Origin of the sequence: Acidovorax sp. LjRoot66, from assembly GCF_964253305.1 — a bacterium.
Classification (GTDB): Bacteria; Pseudomonadota; Gammaproteobacteria; order Burkholderiales; family Burkholderiaceae_C; genus Acidovorax.
In genome coordinates, this window is the sequence record NZ_CAXUQU020000001.1 from 4,834,624 (window position 1) to 4,848,550 (window position 13,927).

Here is a 13,927-nt window from a genome sequence, read left to right on the forward strand (position 1 = left end):
TAACCACTCCAACAGAGCCACCCCCATGCCCTCCGCTTCCACCTCAGCCACCCCTCCCGTGGCGCCACCACGCGCCCCCATCCGCTGGTTGCTGGATTTGTCCAGTTGGCTGCTGCGCATGGAGCGCCACCTGCTCACCGCCCTCATGACCCTGCTGGTGGCGCTGATCCTGCTCAACGTGGTGACGCGCTACAGCGGCATGCCCATCTACTGGATCGACGAGGCGGCGGTGTACACGGTGGTCTGGCTGACCTTTGTGGGCGCCTCGGTCATGACGCGGCTGCGCATGGACTTTGCCGTGACCATGCTCACGGACCAGTTGGGTGCACGCGCCGCGAAGGCCATCAAGGGCGTGGCCACAGCATGTGTGCTGCTGTTCGGCGCGGCCATGCTGTGGATGTGCTGGCAGTGGATGGACCCGATCGGCATCGCGCGCTACGGCTTCGACGCCAAGGAGTACGCGGCCGAGAGCTTCAACTTTCTCTACACCGAGCGCACGCAGACGCTCAACTGGCCCACCTGGGTGCTGCAGCTGATCCTGCCGATCTTCTCGGCCACCTTCAGCGTGCATGCGCTGGCCAACCTGCTCGAAGACCTGGGCGCGGCCGAGCGGCGCACGCACCCGGGCTTTGACGTGGTCAACGCCGACGCCGTGAACTGAAGACTCCCGAAGGCCCCTCCATGATCACCTCCCTCTTCTTCCTGGTTGCGCTGCTGGTCGGCGTGCCCATCGGCGTGTGCCTGTGCCTCTCGGGCATCGTCTACATCTTCGCCACCGGCGGCACGGTGCTGTTCCAGTCGTTTCCCATGCAGATGTTCGCGGGGGTGGACAGCTATGGGCTCATCGCCATCCCGCTGTTCATCCTGATCGGCGAGATCATGAACAGCGGCGGCATCACGCGCCGGCTGGTGGACCTGTCGATGGCCTTCATCGGCTCCGTCAAGGGGGGCCTGGCCTACGTCAACATCCTGGCCAACATGCTGGTCTCGTCCATCATCGGCTCGGCCACCGCGCAGGTGGCCATCATGTCGCAGGTGATGGTGCCCGAGATGGAAAAGCAGGGCTATGACAAGACCTTTGCCGCCGGCCTCACGGTGTACGGCGGCATGCTCGGGCCCATCATCCCGCCCTCGGTCATGTTTGTCGTGTTCAGCGTGCTGGCCCAGGTGGCCGTGGGCGACATGCTGATCGCCGGCATCATCCCCGGCGTGCTGCTCACGCTGCTGTTCTTCGTCGTGATCGCCCTCATGGGCTTCTTCGTCTACGACTACCCGCGCAGTGAAAAGCGCACGCTGGCCCAGCGCGCACGCACCATCGTGCATGCCAGCCCAACGCTGCTGATCCCCCTGGTGATCGTCGGCTCCATCCTGAGTGGCCTGGCCAACCCCACCGAAGCTGCGGCCGTGGGTGCGCTCGCCTCGGCGCTTGTGGGCCGATACGTCACCAAGGAGTTCAAGCTCAAGGCCATGCCCGCCATCCTGCTGCGTTCGGCCATCTACTCGGCCGTGGTGCTGTTCCTGGTGGCCGCCGCCGCCGTGTTCTCGTGGCTGCTGATCTACGGCAAGGTGCCCCAGATGGTGGCGGCGTGGATACAGACCGTGGCACACGACCCGGTCACCTTCCTGCTGCTGGCCAACCTGATCCTGCTGGTCATCGGCACGGTGATCGACGGCATTCCCGGGCTGATCATGACCGTGCCCATCCTGCTGCCGATCGCCACCGAGGTCTACCACATCGACCCGCGCCACTTCGGCGTGGTGGTAGTCATCAACCTGGTACTGGGCCTGATGACGCCACCCGTGGGCCTGAGCTTCTTTGTCGCATCGGCCGTGACCGGGGCCAAGCCCGGAAAGATGTTCATCGTCACCCTGCCGTTCTTCATCATCAGCTGCGTGGCGCTGGTGCTGCTGTCCCTGTTCCCCAGCCTGTCGCTGGCCTTGCTCAAGTAGCCGGCAGCGTCCTTTTCAGCCCTCTCACGTCCCATCCCTTCCAACACGGAGTTCACCATGACCACTACGTCCGTCTCCCGCCGCCATTTCATCCAGCGCCACGCCATGGCTGCCGCCGCTGCCACCGTGGGCGTCCCGCTCGCAATGCCGGCATTCGCGCAGGGTGCGGGCGCCAAGGAATTCCGCCTGGGCCTGATCACCCCTGCCGGCCACTCGTGGAACCGCGCCGCGCTGCAGTTCGGCGAGGCGCTCAAGAAGGAGACTGATGGCCGTTTGAGCCTGACCGTGTTCCACTCGGGCCAGCTCGGCAACGAGGCGGCGATGATGCAGCAGCTGCAGTCCGGCGCTCTCGACATGGGCTGGATCCAGGCGGCCGAACTGGGCTCGCGCGTGGCCAGCATCGCCGCCATCAATGCACCCTACCTGGTGCGCTCCACGCCCAGCGTGGCCAAGCTGGTCAAGCACCCTGCGGCCACCAAACTGCTGGATGTGCTGCCGCGCGAGACCGGCACCATCGGCCTGGGCTGGGGCATCACCGGCATGCGCGCGGTGTTCTCCACCAAGGACATCTCCGTGCCCACCGACCTCAAGGGCATGAAGCTGCGCATCAACCCCACGCCGGTGTACCGCGACTTCTACCAGATGCTGGGCGCCGCGCCCACGCCCATTCCGACACCCCAGGTGTTCGACGCCATGAGCAACGGCCAGGTGGATGGACTGGAGGCGGACATCGAGTTCTCGTGGAACCAGCGCTTCGACAAGGTCGCAAAGACACTGCTGCAGATGAACGCGCTGTTCATGCCCTTCGCTCCACTGGTGTCGGGCCGTATCTGGCAGGGCCTGGACGCCAAGGACAAGGACCTCATCCGCAAGCTGACCGCCCAGTCGCTGGACGCGCAGATCAACGACATCGTGACCACCGAGGCGGGCCTGATCGAGAAGTTCAAGGGCACCTCCATCGCCTTCAAGACTGCGTCGTCCTTCAACCCCGAGGCCACCATCCAGGAGTTCGACAAGCTGTGGCTGCCCAAGGCTCCGCAGATCGCGGAACTGCGCAAGGCCGGTGCCAGCCTCTGATTTAAGATGGGTGCAGACCCCATGGTCCCCAGCCCGGGGACCATGCCCACCAGGCCCCTTCCGCTCGATGACACCCAGCAGCAGCACACCCCTCCGCAAAGACACCGGCCCCAAGCGGCGCGCGGCGGACGTGGCCTATGACGCCATCGAGGCCATGATCTCCACCCTGCAGCTGCAGCCCGGCAGCCCGGTGGTGGAGGCCGAGATCGCCGAGAGCACCGGCCTGGGCCGCACGCCCGTGCGCGAGGCCCTGCTGCGCATGGTCTCCATCGGGCTCATCGTGCAGCAGCCGCGCCGCGGGCTGCAGGTCTCCAACATCGACCTGGCAGACCACCTGGACGTGATCCAGACGCGCCGCGTGCTGGAGCGGCTGATCGCGTCGTGCGCGGCCCGCCGCGCCACCGCGCCGCAGCGCCAGGCCATCGTGCGCTGCGCCGAAGAGATGGTGCGCGCTGCCGAGCGCGGCGAGCTCGATGGCTACATGCTGGCCGACCACGGGCTCGACCAGATCGTGCACCTGGCTTGCCAGAACCAGTCGGCTGTGAAGTCCGTGGCGCCGCTGATCGTGCAGTGCCGCCGCTTCTGGTATGCCTACCAGCACGAAGGCGACGTGACCGAGGGCGCGCGCGCCCACATGCACCTGGCCCAGGGCATCGCCAGCGGCGACGAGGCGCATGCCGTGGCCGGCGCCAACCAGCTGATGGACTACCTGGAGCAGTTCGCGCGGCGCATCATCGACAGGTGATACCGATTTGCCTTCAACCGGCTTACGTCGTTGGGAAGGCTTGCCCTGCTACAGCACTGTCTGCGGCTTCCCGCCTAGTTACCCGATTGAATCCAAATCGGTACACAGCGCTGTGCCAAGGCTGCTAGGAGGCTTGGTGCCCCAGCGCGATGCGCTGCTCCAGAAAGCGCCACATGCGCTCGTCCGCGCAGAACGCCACGTTGAAGCGCAGCCAGCCCGTGGGCCGCGGCTCCACCAGGAACAGGGCGCCGGGGCCGAGCATGATGCCCTCCCTCGTGGCGTCCTGTGTGAGCAGGGCACTGTCGGGCAGGTCGGGGTGGCGGGCCCAGAGGTACATGCCCGCTTCGGGCTCGTGGAACAGCTCGAAGCCCAGGCCTTCGAGCCGCCGCCCCACGGTGCGGTGCGCCTCGGCCAGGCGCTCGCGCAGGGACTTGAGGTGCTTGCGCCAGCGGCCGTCAGTCACCACGCCGAAGGTGATGCGCTCGGTGATGTCCGACGAGGTCAGGCCTGAGACCATCTTGAGCTGCACCAGTTCATCCACCAGGTCGCGCCGTGCCGCCAGGTAGCCCGTGCGCAGGTTGGGCGAGATGGTCTTGGAAAAACTGCCCAGGTAGACCACGCGGTTGAGCTGGTCCAGGCTGGCCAGCGAGGGGCGCACGCCAGTCTCCATGTCGGCATAGATGTCGTTTTCCACCAGCATGAAGCCGTGCTGTTCGGCCAGCTGCAGCAGGCGGTGCAGGTGCGCCATGGACGCGACCGAGCAGGTGGGGCTCTGCAGCCGCGGCTGGGTGAAGAAGGCCGTGGGGCGGTGCTGGGTCAGCAGAGCCTCCAGCGCCGCGAGATCGTAGCCCGTGGCGGTGCGCGGCACACCCACGGCATGGGCCCCGGCAAAGCGCAGGATGAAGTGCAGGTTGGGGTAGCCCGGGTCGTCCACCAGCACCACGTCGCCGGGCTTGACCAGGCGGCGCACCACCAGGTCGAGCGCCTGGCTGGAGCCCTGGGTGAGCATGATGCGGTCGGCATCCACGGTGATGTCGCGCTCGGCCATGGCTTCGGCCACCACCGTGCGCAGGTCCAGCAGCCCGTGCGGCAGGCCATAGCCATCGAGTTCCGTGCCCTCGGACGACAGCTGGCGCATACTGCGGCGCACCGCGTCGCCGAACAGCCAGTCCTGCGGCAGCCAGCCGCAGCCGGGCTTCATGGGCAGGTTGCGGTTCTCGAAGATCTGCTGGAGGTACCAGCGGGCGTCAAAGGTGGGTGCAGCCCGGTCAGGTGCCGCAGCGCCGGGCGCAGCCGCCTCGCGCCGCTTCACGAAGAAGCCGGCGTTGGCACGCGAGACCAGCCAGCCCTGCGCCACCAGGCGGTCATAGGCCTCCACCACGGTGAACACGCTCACGCCATGGGTGGCGGCAAAGCTGCGGATGGAGGGGAGCTTGCTGCCGGGCTTGAGCGACTGCGCGGTGATCAGGTCCCTGAGCCCGTCGACGATCTGGCTGACCAGGGGTGTCGGCAGGTCCGGGTTGAGTGTGAGCATCGATGGAAAGAGAACAGAGGGTGTGCCAGAGCAGGTGTACTGGATTCTAGACCTGCACAGTGCACATGAATCAGCATGCCGGTGTACATGGACGGTGGGCGGCACAGCTTCCAGAATGGCGCCATTCTTCACCACGCCTGAACGCCAACGCCATGCAGCACGACCGCCACTTCACCAATGCCGCCCTCATCACCCGCCGCCATGCCGCCGTGGCGCGCGGCGTGGGCCAGGCCCACGAGATCTTCGTCCAGAAGGCATTGAATGCCGAACTGTGGGACGTGGAAGGCCGCCGCTACATCGACTTTGCCGGCGGTATTGCCGTGCTGAACACCGGCCACCTGCATGCCGGCGTGATCGCCGCCGTCAAGGCCCAGCTCGACCTGTACACCCACACCTGCTTCCAGGTGGTGGCCTACGAGCCCTATGTGGAAGTGGCCGAGCGCCTGAACACCCTGGCCCCCGGCGCCTTTGCCAAGAAGAGCCTGCTGCTGACCACCGGCGCCGAAGCGGTGGAGAACGCCGTCAAGATCGCCCGAGCCCACACCGGCCGCCCCGGCGTGATCGCCTTCACCGGCGGCTACCACGGCCGCACAAACATGACACTGGGCCTCACCGGCAAGGTGGCGCCGTACAAGATCGGCTTCGGCCCCTTCCCCGGCGAGGTGTACCACGCGCTGTTCCCGAACGCGCTGCATGGCGTGAGCGTGGAGCAGGCCCTGCACTCGGTGGAGCTGATCTTCAAGAACGACATTGAGCCCGAGCGGGTTGCGGCCTTCATCATCGAGCCCGTGCAGGGAGAAGGCGGCTTCTACATTGCCCCTGGGGAATTCATCAGCGGCCTCAAGGCCCTGGCCGACCGCTACGGCATCTTGCTGATCGCCGACGAGGTGCAGACCGGCGCGGGCCGCACCGGCACCTGGTTCGCCTGCGAGCAATGGCCGGTGGCCCCCGACCTGATCACCACCGCCAAGTCGCTGGCGGGCGGCTTTCCGCTGGCGGGCGTGGTGGGCCGCGCCGAGGTGATGGACGCCCCCGCGCCTGGCGGCCTGGGTGGCACCTATGCCGGCAGCCCCGTGGCCTGCGCTGCGGCGCTGGCCGTGATCGATGCCTTCGAGAAGGAAAGCCTGCTGGCGCGCAGCCAGGACATGGGCGCCCTGCTGGTGCATGCCCTCAAGGACCTGGCGACCCGCGTGCCCGCCATCGGCGATGTGCGCGGCCTGGGCGCCATGGTGGCCATCGAACTGTTCGAAGGCGGTGACACCGCCCGGCCCGATGCGGCCCTCACGAAGAAGGTGGTGGCCGAGGCCGCGCGCCGCGGGCTGATCCTGCTGTCCTGCGGTACCCACGGCAACGTAGTCCGCATCCTGGTGCCGCTCACGGCCTCCAACGCGCTGCTGGAGGAAGGCCTGGCCATCCTCGCGGACAGTTTTGCGGCCGTGGCCTGAACGCATACCGCAGACGCTGTCAGGGACGTGACTGCGCTGCCTGCAGCGCAGTCACCCCGCGTGTATATTCATTTTTGGCCGTTGGCGCCCCGGGCATGCGCTGCACAGCGGCAGCCCTGGCGCCCCCACTACAAACCGACGAGACACCACCATGGACATGAAGACTTCGCCCCTTTCCCTGCTCAAGGACCCGAGCCTGCTCAAGACCGACGGCCTCGTCAACGGCCAGTGGGTGGCGGGCAACAGCCGCTTCGACGTGAACGACCCGGCCACCGGCCTGAAACTCGCGAGCGTCGCCAACCTGGGCCCTGCTGACGCCGAGGCGGCCATTGCCGCCGCCAATGCCGCCTGGCCCGCCTGGAAGGCCAAGACCGCCAAGGAGCGCAGCATCCTCCTGCGCAAATGGTATGACCTGCTCATGGCGAACCAGGACGACCTGGGCCGCATCATGACGGCCGAGCAGGGCAAGCCCCTGGCCGAGGCCAAGGGCGAGGTGGCCTATGGCGCCAGCTTCGTCGAGTGGTTTGCCGAAGAGGCCAAGCGCATCAACGGCGAGACCCTGCCCCAGTTCGACAACAGCCGCCGGCTGATGGTCCTGAAGCAGCCCATCGGCGTGTGCGCGGCCATCACGCCGTGGAACTTCCCGCTGGCCATGATCACGCGCAAGGTGGCGCCTGCGCTGGCCGCCGGTTGCCCGGTGGTCATCAAGCCGGCCGAGCTCACGCCGCTGACCGCACTGGCCGCTGCCGAGCTGGCTATCCGCGCCGGCATCCCCGCAGGCGTGTTCAACATCCTGCCGGCCGACAGCGACAACTCCATTGCCATCGGCAAGGTGCTGTGCGCGAGCGACGTGGTGCGCCACATCAGCTTCACGGGCAGCACCGAGGTGGGCCGCATCCTGATGGCGCAGTCGGCGCCCACCGTGAAGAAGATGTCACTGGAACTGGGTGGCAATGCGCCCTTCCTGGTGTTCGACGACGCCGACATCGACAGCGCCGTGGAAGGCGCCTTTGCCAGCAAGTACCGCAACGCCGGCCAGACCTGCGTGTGTACCAACCGCTTTTACGTGCAGGAAGGTGTGTACGACGCGTTCGTCGCCAAGTTCGCCGCCAAGGTGAAGACGGCCAAGGTGGGCAATGGCTTTGAGGACGGTGTGAACCAGGGCCCGCTGATCGAGGAAGCCGCGCTGGTCAAGGTGCAGCGCCATGTGGACGACGCCGTGGCCAAAGGTGGCACCGTGGTGGCCGGCGGCAAGCGCCTGGCGGGCCAGTTCTTCGAGCCTACGGTGATTGCCAATGCCACACAAGACATGCTGTGCGCGCGCGAGGAAACCTTCGGCCCCTTCGCCCCGGTGTTCAAGTTCAAGACCGAGCAGGAGGCCGTGGACGCCGCCAATGCCACCGAATTCGGCCTGGCGAGCTATTTCTACACCCGCGACGTGGGCCGCATCTTCCGCGTCGCCGAGGCGCTGGAATACGGCATGGTCGGCATCAACGTGGGCATTCTGGCCACCGAGCATGTGCCCTTTGGCGGCGTCAAGCAATCGGGCCTGGGGCGCGAGGGATCGCACCACGGCATCGATGACTATGTGGAGATCAAGTACCTCTGCCTGGGCGACATCCAGAAGTAAGAGCGGCTAACAAAACTCTTCTGGCGTCGTTGCTGCGCCTTGTCGTACCAACGTACTGCCTGCGGCGCAGCGCCTAGCCAGAACCGCTTCGCTGAGTTTTGTTATCCGCTCTAAGCCCAGCCGGCGCCGATGCCCCAGGAGGCGCTCGGGCTGGGGCACAATCGCCGGCGTGCATTCGGCAACACAGGCAGCCCCATCCGGGGCTGCACTGCATTCCACCACCAAGAGGCGTCCACTTCAGGATCGCCCACCGGCTGCACGTACCCAGAGGGAAGCCACCACCATGAAAGCCTTGATCCTTGCGCTGCTGAGTGCAGCGACTGCCGTAGCGCATGCGCAAACGCTCGACGTCTTCGAGTCGCATGGCAACATGCACTACGCCATGGTGCCCACCGACAAGGCCCAGGACACGCAGTACCTGGAGCGGGCAGCCTACAAGTTCTGCCAGGACCAGAACAAGGGCAGCTGCCGCGTGAAGATCTGGTCCGACAGCCTGGACAAGCCCACGGGCCAGCCCCACCACACCCGGTACGACGACAACCAGCTCGCTGAATACATGCGCGGCTACGGAGGCGCTACCGAGGGCATTCTCTTCAACTGCAAGATGGTGAAGAACGCCAGCCGCTGCTACCAGCGTTGAGCCTGCAACGCAGACTCAACCCTGTCCCGGCGCATCGCGCCGGTTGGTAAAGCTGGCATTGCCCAGCCCCGTGCCCACGGTGAGGATGGCCCAGCGCTCCACGTCGTTGGTGAAGGGCATCTCCGACAGGCCCTGCACCACCGCATCGTTGTGCAGACACACCTGGGTGCGGCCATCGCCGATGTGCGGCAGCCGCTCGCACAGGTCGCGCGGCAGGTGAAAGCGCGTGCTCTCCCAGTTGCCCGGCAGGTTCTGCGTGCCGCCGGCCAGCGAACCGTCTTCCACGATCAGCCCCGGGCAGGCCACGCCGATGTAGGGGGCCAGGCGGATCTCTTTCTTCTCGGCATAGGCGATGAGGTCTTCGAGGATGGTTGCGATGCCCTCGACCAGCTCGTCGCGCTTGGGCTCGTCGTCGGCATGGGCCCATTTCTCGCGGCGCACCACCTCGGCCTGTGACATGTCGGGGGCGCGGTGCAGGTGGGTCTGCACGATGCCGCAGCGCACGTTGGTGCCGCCGATGTCCACCGCCAGGATGGCGTCGTAGCTCTGCAGCAGGGCCGGTGGCGCCAGGTGCACCCAGCCGATCAGCCCGCCCTCGTCCGAATGGTGATGCAATGTGCGCAGCTCCACGGGCACCTTCTCGGCCTTGAGGATCTTGCCGGCACGCGCGATGGACATGCCGCCGACCTCGCTCTGGTGAAAGCCCCCACCGATGATGATGCGCTCCACGCCTTTCCAGGTCTTGTGCTTGAGAAAGCGCTGCACCACGTGTGCCAACTGCAGCGCATAGTCTTCCGATGCCGCTTCGATGGCTTGCGCAGCCGCTCCGTCCTTCTCCAGCATGGCATCGATCTGGTGCTTGCTGAGTTCGCGCGTGGGCTTGTCCCCCATCGGGTCCTTGCCTGCCATGGAGGTGAAGAGCTTGCGCCAGGCGTCGAGCATGTGGCGAAACGCCGTGCGGCTGGCCACGTCGCCCACGAAGCCATCGCCATCGCGCAGCTCCAGGCTGTAGCCCTCGATGACCACCGAGGCCAGGCGCATGTCGCCATGCGGGCCGACGATGCCCAGCTCGCGCTGGGCCTTGGCGTCCTTTTCCTCCTGCGCCGCACTGGGCTTGTCAGGCGTGGCTTTCTTGGCCTTCGTGTCCTTGTCTTTGTCCTTGGAAGCCATTCATTCCCTCATGCAATGGGGCCCGCACACGGGGCTGAAGGGGCATCGTGCCCCATGCTGCGGCGCGGCGGCGTCAGCCAATGCCTTGAGATGGCCCCAGGCCGATCAGGTCTTTGAGGTCTTGCCAAGCAAGGCCTTGGCACGCAGCCCGGCCCACACGGCGAAGAACAGCGATGCGGCGAACACCCAAGCGGACAGCCCCCCGGCCATGCCGCCCGAGAGCAGAGTACCGATGGTGCAGCCCAGCCCCGTCATCGCGCCCCAGCCCAGCAGCACGCCGCCCGAGAGGCCCCGCGCAGCATCGCGCCAGGTGGGCCAGCGTGGTGCGAACTGGCGGCTGGCCAGCGCGGCGATGAAGGCGCCGGCCAACAGCCCCGCGAGCAGCAGCGCATTGGGCGTGAGCCAGGTGGACTGGGGCAGCGTGGCGCAACCGGCAAAGCCATCGAGCCCGTCGAGCCGGTCCGGTATCAGGCCCTGCCCTTGCGCCCACTGGCGCGCCGCGCTGCCCAGCGTGGCCGTCACGCCCAGCGGGCGCATGCGCACGATGGCCAGCGCGCCGATGAGCCCCACGGCCAGGCCGCCCACCCAGTAGCTCCAGCGCCCGGCCCACAGCCTCAGCCACACGGCGCGCAGGCCAGGGACGCCCACCGCGCGCACGTCCTCTGGCACCTGCTCGCGCGCAAAGCCGCGCCACAGCCAGGCCGCCACAGCGGCCAGCACCGCCAGTTGCGCGAGCAGCGCCCCGCCATAGCCCAGGTGCGCAGGCAGCCACACGACGGGCGCATCGGCCACGCTCAGGCTGTACAGGCCGTTCCAGGTCTTGAACCCGAGGATGAAACCCAGCGCCGAACCGAGCAGCGCAAACGGCGAGACCGCCGAGCCCTCCGCCAGCCGGTACCAGTGCGCGCTGATGCACGAGCCCGAGACCACCATGCCGGCACCGAACGACAGGCCGGCGGCCACCAGCACCCAGCTCACGGGGCCGATGTGCATGTCCGGCGGCAGCTTGCCCGGCTGCGGCACCGGCAACCAGCCGCCCAGCACCACGGTGGTGCCCACCAGGCCTACGGCCAACGCCAGCACGATGGCCAGCAGGCCGCGCGGGTTACCGTCCTCGAACCAGTCGCGCGCATGGCAGTAAAAGCAAAAGCGCGAGCGCTGCAGCACCAGGCCCAGCACGGCGCCAGTCACCAGGGCAAAGACCAGCGTGCGCCCGCCGGCCAGGCCCTCGACCCAGCGGGTGGACAGGGCCAGCGCGGTCAGCAGGGCCACGGCGGCGATGGGAGACAGGAACTTGATTGGGTGATTGCTTGTGGTTGTCGTCGTCATGTGTGGCACCGGAACGAAAAAAAGCCCGCCGAAGCGGGCTGTAAAGAGACCCCTACCAAAAAACTCGGTACGCCTTATTTGGCTGCCCAGACCGTGCCGGCCGGGTTGTTGATGGGCACGCCCACGGCGTTGCCGTATTCGGTCCATGAGCCGTCGTAGTTCTTCACGCTGTAGCCCAGGATCTTGGACAGCGCGAACCAGGTGTGGCTGGAGCGCTCGCCGATACGGCAGTAGGTGATGACCGGCTTGCTGCCGTCGATGCCCACGTTGGCATAGAGCTTCTTCAGGTCGTTGGCCGACTTGAAGGTGCCGTCTTCCTTGACCGCCTGGCCCCAGGGCACGTTGGCGGCGCCGGGGATGTGGCCGGCGCGGATGCTCAGCTCGGGCACGCCCGCCGGCGCAAAGATCTTGCCGGTGTATTCATCGGCCGAGCGGATGTCCACCAGCTTGGCGTTGCTCTTGCCCTCGGCCGCGGCCAGGGTGTCGGTAAGGCGCGCGCGCAGCTGCGTGTTGACCTGCGTGACCTTGTAGCTGGTGGCCGCGAACTCGGGCACGCGGTTGTTCAGCGGCTGGTTCTCGGCCTCCCACTTCTTGCGGCCGCCGTCGAGCAGCTTGACGTTCTTCACGCCGTAGATGTCGAACACCCAGGCGCCCCAGGCGGCAAACCAGTTGTTGGTGTCGCCGTAGAGCACCACCGTGGTGTCGGGCGCCACGCCGGCCTTGGACAGCAGCGCTTCAAAGGCTTCCTTGCTGACGATGTCGCGGCGCACCTTGTCGTTCAGGTCCTGGTGCCAGGAGAAGTTGACGGCGCCGGGCACGTGGCTGCGCTCGTAGAGGCCCGGGTTCACGCTGACCTCGACAACGCGCACCTGGGTGTTGTCGAGGTTCTGCGCCAGCCACTCGGTACTGACCAGCGGGCCCGCCGGGATGGGCGTGGCAGCAAAGGCCACCGATGCGCCCAGTGCCATGCCGGCGCCCAGCACCCATGCGCACAGGCGCCGGCCCAGGGGCTGGGTGGGGTGGATCGTCGTCGTGTGCTGCGGCTGGCTCATGCGGGTCATCCTTGTCGTCGGGTGGCCGGTGCTGCAACCATTGCGGCAACCGATGGACAGAATTTAGAGGAGCCGTGCCATCCAGGGAACAAAGCAAAACGTGCTTCGTTATGCGAAAAACGGCACGGCTGCCCCACACCAGGGCATCAACAGGCACAAAAGACGGGGGGAGAAGCTGGAACAGCGTTGCGCGATGGCGCAGGGGGATGGAGCGGGTGAAGGGAATCGAACCCTCGTCAGTTGCTTGGGAAGCAACAGCTCTGCCATTGAGCTACACCCGCAGTGCGCCGGATTATAGGGGGTTGCCGGGCCCGTCAGGCAGCCCTGGCCAGCACGCGGCTGCGCCCTTCGGTGGCAAGCACCTGACGGGCATTCAGGCTGCGGATGGAAATGGAGGCGTCCTGCGGTATGCCGCCCGACAGCTGCAAGGCCAGGTAGCGGCCACAGCTGACGCGCAGGAACGAGGCAAAATTGTCCACCTCGCCGCGCTCCGCGACCAGTTCGTCGTACAGCCGGGCGCACAATTGGGGCACGCCCATGCCGTCGCGCTGGGCGATCTCCTCGAGCACCTGCCAGAACAGGTTTTCCAGCTTGATGCTGGTGGCCACCCCGTGCAGGCGCACAGAGCGGGCGCGGCTTTCGTACAGGGCGGGGTCGGCGCTGATGAATACCTGGCACATGGGATTTCGCCTTTCAGAACGGCCCCCATCATGGAAGACCGCCCCTGCGGCGTCAAATGGTGCCTACAGGCTGATGCGCGTGCCCATCAGCGCCAGGAACTGCGCAATCCAGGCCGGATGCGCCGGCCATGCCGGGGCGGACACCAGGTTACCCTCGGTCACGGCGGCGTCGATGGCGATCTCGGCATAGGTGCCGCCTGCGATCTCGACCTCGGCCCTGCAGGCCGGGTAGGCGGAGCAGGTGCGGCCCTTGAGCACCCCAGCGCCGGCCAGCAACTGGGCGCCGTGGCACACCGCTGCCACGGGCTTGTTGGTGTCGAAGAAGTGCTTCACGGCAGCGATCACCGCCGGGTAGGTGCGCAGGTACTCAGGGCCGCGCCCGCCGGGGATCACCAGGGCGTCGTAGCTGGCCACGTCCAGGCCTTCAAACGTGGCGTTCAGTGTGAAGTTGTGGCCCGGCTTCTCGCTGTAGGTCTGCGCGCCTTCGAAGTCGTGGATCGCCGTCTTGATGTGATCGCCGGCCTTCTTGTCGGGGCACACGGCGTGCACGGTGTGGCCCACGGCCAGCAGGGCCTGGAACGGCACCATGGTCTCGTAGTCCTCGCAGTAGTCGCCGCACAGCATGAGTATCTTCTTCGCAGCCATGTCTTTTGTCTCCTCAGGGGTATGGGGAGT

General features: G+C 66.8%; 13 protein-coding genes and 1 tRNA gene. 7 read left to right on the forward strand and 7 right to left on the reverse strand.

Annotated elements, in window-relative coordinates; translation table 11 throughout:
* Nucleotides 1-25: 25 nt before the first annotated feature.
* The 4 genes from ACSQ3Y_RS22715 to ACSQ3Y_RS22730 all read left to right on the forward strand — a co-directional run bounded on the left by ACSQ3Y_RS22715 (nucleotide 26) and on the right by ACSQ3Y_RS22730 (nucleotide 3,772).
* Nucleotides 26-661 (forward strand): TRAP transporter small permease, encoded by a 636-nt coding sequence (locus ACSQ3Y_RS22715; RefSeq protein WP_436178967.1) that lies wholly within the window; start codon nucleotides 26-28, stop codon nucleotides 659-661.
* 20 nt (nucleotides 662-681) lie between these two features.
* Entirely contained in the window at nucleotides 682-1,950 is a 1,269-nt protein-coding gene (locus tag ACSQ3Y_RS22720) for a TRAP transporter large permease (protein WP_057203775.1), read from the forward strand.
* A gap of 57 nt (nucleotides 1,951-2,007) precedes the next feature.
* Nucleotides 2,008-3,027, forward strand: coding sequence for a TRAP transporter substrate-binding protein (locus tag ACSQ3Y_RS22725; RefSeq protein WP_057203776.1), 1,020 nt, complete (start codon nucleotides 2,008-2,010; stop codon nucleotides 3,025-3,027).
* 67 nt (nucleotides 3,028-3,094) lie between these two features.
* The gene (locus ACSQ3Y_RS22730; RefSeq protein ID WP_057269721.1) at nucleotides 3,095-3,772 is read left to right on the forward strand and encodes a GntR family transcriptional regulator; all 678 of its coding nucleotides are present in this window, start codon (nucleotides 3,095-3,097) and stop codon (nucleotides 3,770-3,772) included.
* 124 nt (nucleotides 3,773-3,896) lie between these two features.
* Here ACSQ3Y_RS22730 and ACSQ3Y_RS22735 read toward each other — a convergent pair whose 3' ends face one another.
* A complete protein-coding gene (locus ACSQ3Y_RS22735) occupies nucleotides 3,897-5,306 on the reverse strand; it encodes a PLP-dependent aminotransferase family protein (protein ID WP_436178968.1) in 1,410 nt (469 codons plus the stop codon).
* A gap of 152 nt (nucleotides 5,307-5,458) precedes the next feature.
* Between ACSQ3Y_RS22735 and gabT the strand changes: the two genes are divergently transcribed.
* The 3 genes from gabT (at nucleotide 5,459) to ACSQ3Y_RS22750 (ending at nucleotide 9,021) form a co-directional block, all read left to right on the forward strand.
* Nucleotides 5,459-6,751: a 4-aminobutyrate--2-oxoglutarate transaminase gene (gabT, locus tag ACSQ3Y_RS22740; protein WP_428000155.1), complete on the forward strand. Its 1,293-nt coding sequence runs from the start codon at nucleotides 5,459-5,461 to the stop codon at nucleotides 6,749-6,751.
* Nucleotides 6,752-6,902: 151 nt separating this feature from the next.
* A complete protein-coding gene (locus tag ACSQ3Y_RS22745; RefSeq protein ID WP_428000154.1) occupies nucleotides 6,903-8,381 on the forward strand; it encodes an NAD-dependent succinate-semialdehyde dehydrogenase in 1,479 nt (492 codons plus the stop codon).
* Nucleotides 8,382-8,664: 283 nt separating this feature from the next.
* On the forward strand, nucleotides 8,665-9,021 hold the full coding sequence (locus ACSQ3Y_RS22750) for a hypothetical protein (protein WP_436178969.1): 357 nt from the start codon (nucleotides 8,665-8,667) through the stop codon (nucleotides 9,019-9,021).
* Between the two features lie 15 nt (nucleotides 9,022-9,036).
* Here ACSQ3Y_RS22750 and ACSQ3Y_RS22755 read toward each other — a convergent pair whose 3' ends face one another.
* The 6 genes from ACSQ3Y_RS22755 to ACSQ3Y_RS22780 form a co-directional block, all read right to left on the reverse strand.
* On the reverse strand, nucleotides 9,037-10,191 hold the full coding sequence (locus ACSQ3Y_RS22755) for an ROK family protein (protein WP_436178970.1): 1,155 nt from the start codon (nucleotides 10,189-10,191) through the stop codon (nucleotides 9,037-9,039).
* A gap of 105 nt (nucleotides 10,192-10,296) precedes the next feature.
* Nucleotides 10,297-11,520, reverse strand: coding sequence for a YeeE/YedE family protein (locus tag ACSQ3Y_RS22760; RefSeq protein ID WP_436178971.1), 1,224 nt, complete (start codon nucleotides 11,518-11,520; stop codon nucleotides 10,297-10,299).
* Between the two features lie 74 nt (nucleotides 11,521-11,594).
* Nucleotides 11,595-12,488 (reverse strand): sulfurtransferase, encoded by an 894-nt coding sequence (locus ACSQ3Y_RS22765; protein ID WP_200961150.1) that lies wholly within the window; start codon nucleotides 12,486-12,488, stop codon nucleotides 11,595-11,597.
* A 291-nt stretch (nucleotides 12,489-12,779) separates the two neighbouring features.
* A tRNA-Gly gene (locus tag ACSQ3Y_RS22770) sits at nucleotides 12,780-12,853 on the reverse strand.
* Between the two features lie 33 nt (nucleotides 12,854-12,886).
* Nucleotides 12,887-13,252, reverse strand: coding sequence for a ribbon-helix-helix domain-containing protein (locus ACSQ3Y_RS22775; protein ID WP_057203784.1), 366 nt, complete (start codon nucleotides 13,250-13,252; stop codon nucleotides 12,887-12,889).
* Nucleotides 13,253-13,315: 63 nt separating this feature from the next.
* Nucleotides 13,316-13,897 carry a DJ-1/PfpI family protein gene (locus tag ACSQ3Y_RS22780; RefSeq protein WP_057203785.1) on the reverse strand — a complete coding sequence of 194 codons (582 nt, stop codon included), beginning with the start codon at nucleotides 13,895-13,897 and terminating at the stop codon, nucleotides 13,316-13,318.
* Nucleotides 13,898-13,927: the final 30 nt, after the last annotated feature.